The 2,915-nt window shown below is 63.1% G+C and carries 3 protein-coding genes and 3 tRNA genes; 1 reads left to right on the forward strand and 5 read right to left on the reverse strand.

Annotation, left to right across the window (positions count from 1 at the left end):
- The coding region (locus tag ACT84W_RS07320) for a hypothetical protein (protein ID WP_444328727.1) at positions 1 to 917 on the forward strand (917 nt) is incomplete at its 5' end.
- 125 nt (positions 918 to 1,042) lie between these two features.
- Here the strand turns inward: ACT84W_RS07320 and ACT84W_RS07325 are convergent.
- The 5 genes from ACT84W_RS07325 to ACT84W_RS07345 form a co-directional block, all read right to left on the reverse strand.
- A tRNA-Ile gene (locus ACT84W_RS07325) sits at positions 1,043 to 1,118 on the reverse strand.
- 42 nt (positions 1,119 to 1,160) lie between these two features.
- Positions 1,161 to 1,236 (reverse strand) — tRNA-Ala (locus ACT84W_RS07330).
- Positions 1,237 to 1,241: 5 nt separating this feature from the next.
- Positions 1,242 to 1,316, reverse strand: a tRNA-Val gene (locus ACT84W_RS07335).
- Between the two features lie 91 nt (positions 1,317 to 1,407).
- Entirely contained in the window at positions 1,408 to 1,773 is a 366-nt protein-coding gene (locus ACT84W_RS07340) for a hypothetical protein (RefSeq protein WP_444328728.1), read from the reverse strand.
- A 530-nt stretch (positions 1,774 to 2,303) separates the two neighbouring features.
- A partial coding sequence (locus ACT84W_RS07345; protein ID WP_444328729.1) for a hypothetical protein occupies positions 2,304 to 2,915 on the reverse strand: 612 nt, incomplete at its 5' end.

Genomic DNA, 2,915 nt, shown 5'->3' on the forward strand with positions numbered 1-2,915 from the left:
ACGTCGTCCGCGACTTCTGGCCCCTCTTCATGCAGAGGTGCCGCGCCAAGGGCCTGACCAACGAGACCATCGGCGGCTACGAGTCCTCGTGGCGCCTGCGCATAGAGCCCGCCTTCGGCGACCTGCGCTGGCCCGAGCTGAGCTACCCGATGGTGCAGTCGTGGGTCTACGGCATGACGCCCGCCGTGGCAAGGAAGTCGGTCCGTTGCCTGAAGCGCATGATCAACTGCGCCGTGGACGCCGAGCTCGTGGACCGCAACATCCTCGACCACCGCCGCATCGACTACCCGGTCGAGCGCGAGGACCCCTTCGCCGAGCAGCCCGTGATGTGGGGCGCCCCGCAGGTGGCCGAGGCCATGCGCCGCCTTCGCGGCGACGACGCCGAGGCACTCTTCCTCGCCCTCGTGGGCGGGGGCCTGCGCGTCGAGGAGGGCCTTGGCCTCATGTGGTCGCGGCTGCGCTTCTCCGAGGTGGCCCGCCTGGGCGAGGGCGACGGCCTCATGGCCCACGCCTACGTCCAGATGGCCTGGACGGAGCGCGACGGCTTCAAGGCTCCCAAGAACAAGTTCAGCCGCCGCGTGGCCCCCATCCCCGACCCGTTCGCGTCGAGGCTCGCGGAGCTCGCCGTGGAAGGGCCTAGGGCCTTCCTCTGGGACAAGTACCCCGGCCGCGCCCGGAAGCACTGGAAGGCGCTCTTTGAGCCGGGAGGCGCGCTTCAGGGCATGCCCTACGCCCAGCTGAAGGACATGCGCTCAGTCCACGAGACGATCATGCAGGGCGCCGGCGTCCTCGACACGGTGAACGCCCGCCTGCACGGCCGCACGAACGTCCAGACCGGGTACACGCACTACCTGAAGCCAGACGCGGCCCTCGACGCCGCTGCGCAGGCCTTCGGCCGCGCGGTGGGCGGGCGATAAAGGGTTTCTTGGCACTATATAAGGTCTTCAACCTGTTTGGCTACCTTATGCCAACGCCGTGCCAACGCTCCATAAATAATAAAACAGGTCGCAGGGCGAAAACGCCCCGCGACCTGCGGTTTTTATGGTGGGCCCAGCAGGATTCGAACCTGCAACCCAGGGATTATGAGTCCCCTGCGCTAACCGTTGCGCCATGAGCCCGTACGAAAAAAGCGACGACCGAAGTCGTCGCCAGTATTCACATGGTGGAGAATAGGGGGTTCGAACCCCTGACCTCGTGACTGCCAGTCACGCGCTCTCCCAACTGAGCTAATTCCCCGAATATGGTGGGCGATGCTGGATTCGAACCAGCGACCCCTTCCGTGTGAAGGAAGTGCTCTACCCCTGAGCCAATCGCCCCTTCGCGCAAGAAAATACTCTACCAAAGGAATCGCCCAAAGGGAAGAAGAAATTTGGGCATTTTTGAAAACTTGCCGAGAAACCCAGTCGCTTAAGCGGCTTTGCGCAGGTAGACATCGAGCGCGACAGCTGCCACGAGCAGGATCGCGATGGGGATCACAAAGAGCGCGGCCCCCTCGTCGGGCACGGTGAAGGTACCGACGAGCATGCACACGGGGATGATCCAGGACGAAGAGGCCTTCTTCTTGAGGCTGTAGAGGCCTGCGTTCTCGTTCAAGGCGCGCAGGATGAGGAACCCATAGAAGATGGCGGCGATACCGCTCATGGCGACGAAGATGAGCCTGGTGTCGCTCGCTCCGGACAAAACGGTGATGATCGCGTCGTAGACGCAGACGAGGATGCCGAGCGCCGTAGAGGATACGGCAATGGTGCGGAGCGTGATGGTCTTCTCGGTCATGATGGCCTCCGGTTTCGGTCTGGAGGGGCACATTCGGCCCCACGGCAAGGCAAAGGAGCGACAACAAGCAAAGATAGCGCAAAGGCCAGGGACCGAAGCTCCTGGCCTTGAGTAGATGGTGGGCCCAGCAGGATTCGAACCTGCAACCCAGGGATTATGAGGAACTATTATCGAAACCTTACTGTACTGTTTAGCTGCGGTTATTCTAATTTGGAATGTCGATAATGGGCCAGTTTGTGCCAACAAAGAGTGCCCAAATGCCGACGTGTGCCAACGACAACGTGTGCTGTCTCGAGCTTTAACTTACCGAGACAGCAAAACGCCGCCCTCCCCTCTCGGGGAAGGCGGCGGGTCCGAGTAAGGTTCGAGCAAGTTCGAGCTAGGTCACAGCTCGGTCACAGCAGGCCACAGCTAGAGCAGGCCCATGAGGCACATCGGCACCGCCACGAACACCAAAGCGAGGTCGATGAGGAAGAGCACGAGGTTGAGCAGGTCTCCCTCGCGCTCGTCGGCGGGAGAAGGGTAAGGCATCAGAAAGTCCCCTCGTTGAGCGAGCGCTGCATGGCCTTGACGGTGACGCTCTCGGCGTCGAGCTTACCGTCGAGGACGGTGGCGCCGGAGGACGGCATGAAGCGCTTGATGAGTGCGTTGATCGTGTCCTTGCCGCAGAGGCCGTCTGCGGTCACGCCCAGGCGCTGTTGCATGCGCGCGATGGTCACGGAGCCCTCGCCGGAGCTGTCGTGCTCGAAGCTCGTGCAGGCAGCGTGGCGCCAGGCGTCGCCCGCCCACTGGGAGGAAATCACCCCGTCTTTGTAAGGGCAACCGAGTAATTCCTGCAGACGGAGCGTGGTCTGCTTGCCCCAGTAGCCGTCCACGACGAGCGTAGGGGACGTGGACTCTTGCGCACCGGCATACCGCAGGTAGCAGCTCCACGGATAGTTGTAGTAGCCGCGGGTGTTGGTTTCGTAGCCGTCCTGGTCGCCGGGCTGGCCGCCGTTGGCTCGGTGGAGCTCGTTTCGGCTCGCCTGGCACAGGAGGCCATTGCCAATGTAGACGGCGACGTGGTGCGCGTCGTTGAGCAGGATGTCGCCGCGCTGCGGGTTGCCGTTGTTTGCGACGCGCCTCCACCCGCGGGCACAGAG

It is taken from the genome of Paratractidigestivibacter sp. (assembly GCF_052362415.1).
Taxonomy (GTDB): domain Bacteria; phylum Actinomycetota; class Coriobacteriia; order Coriobacteriales; family Atopobiaceae; genus Paratractidigestivibacter.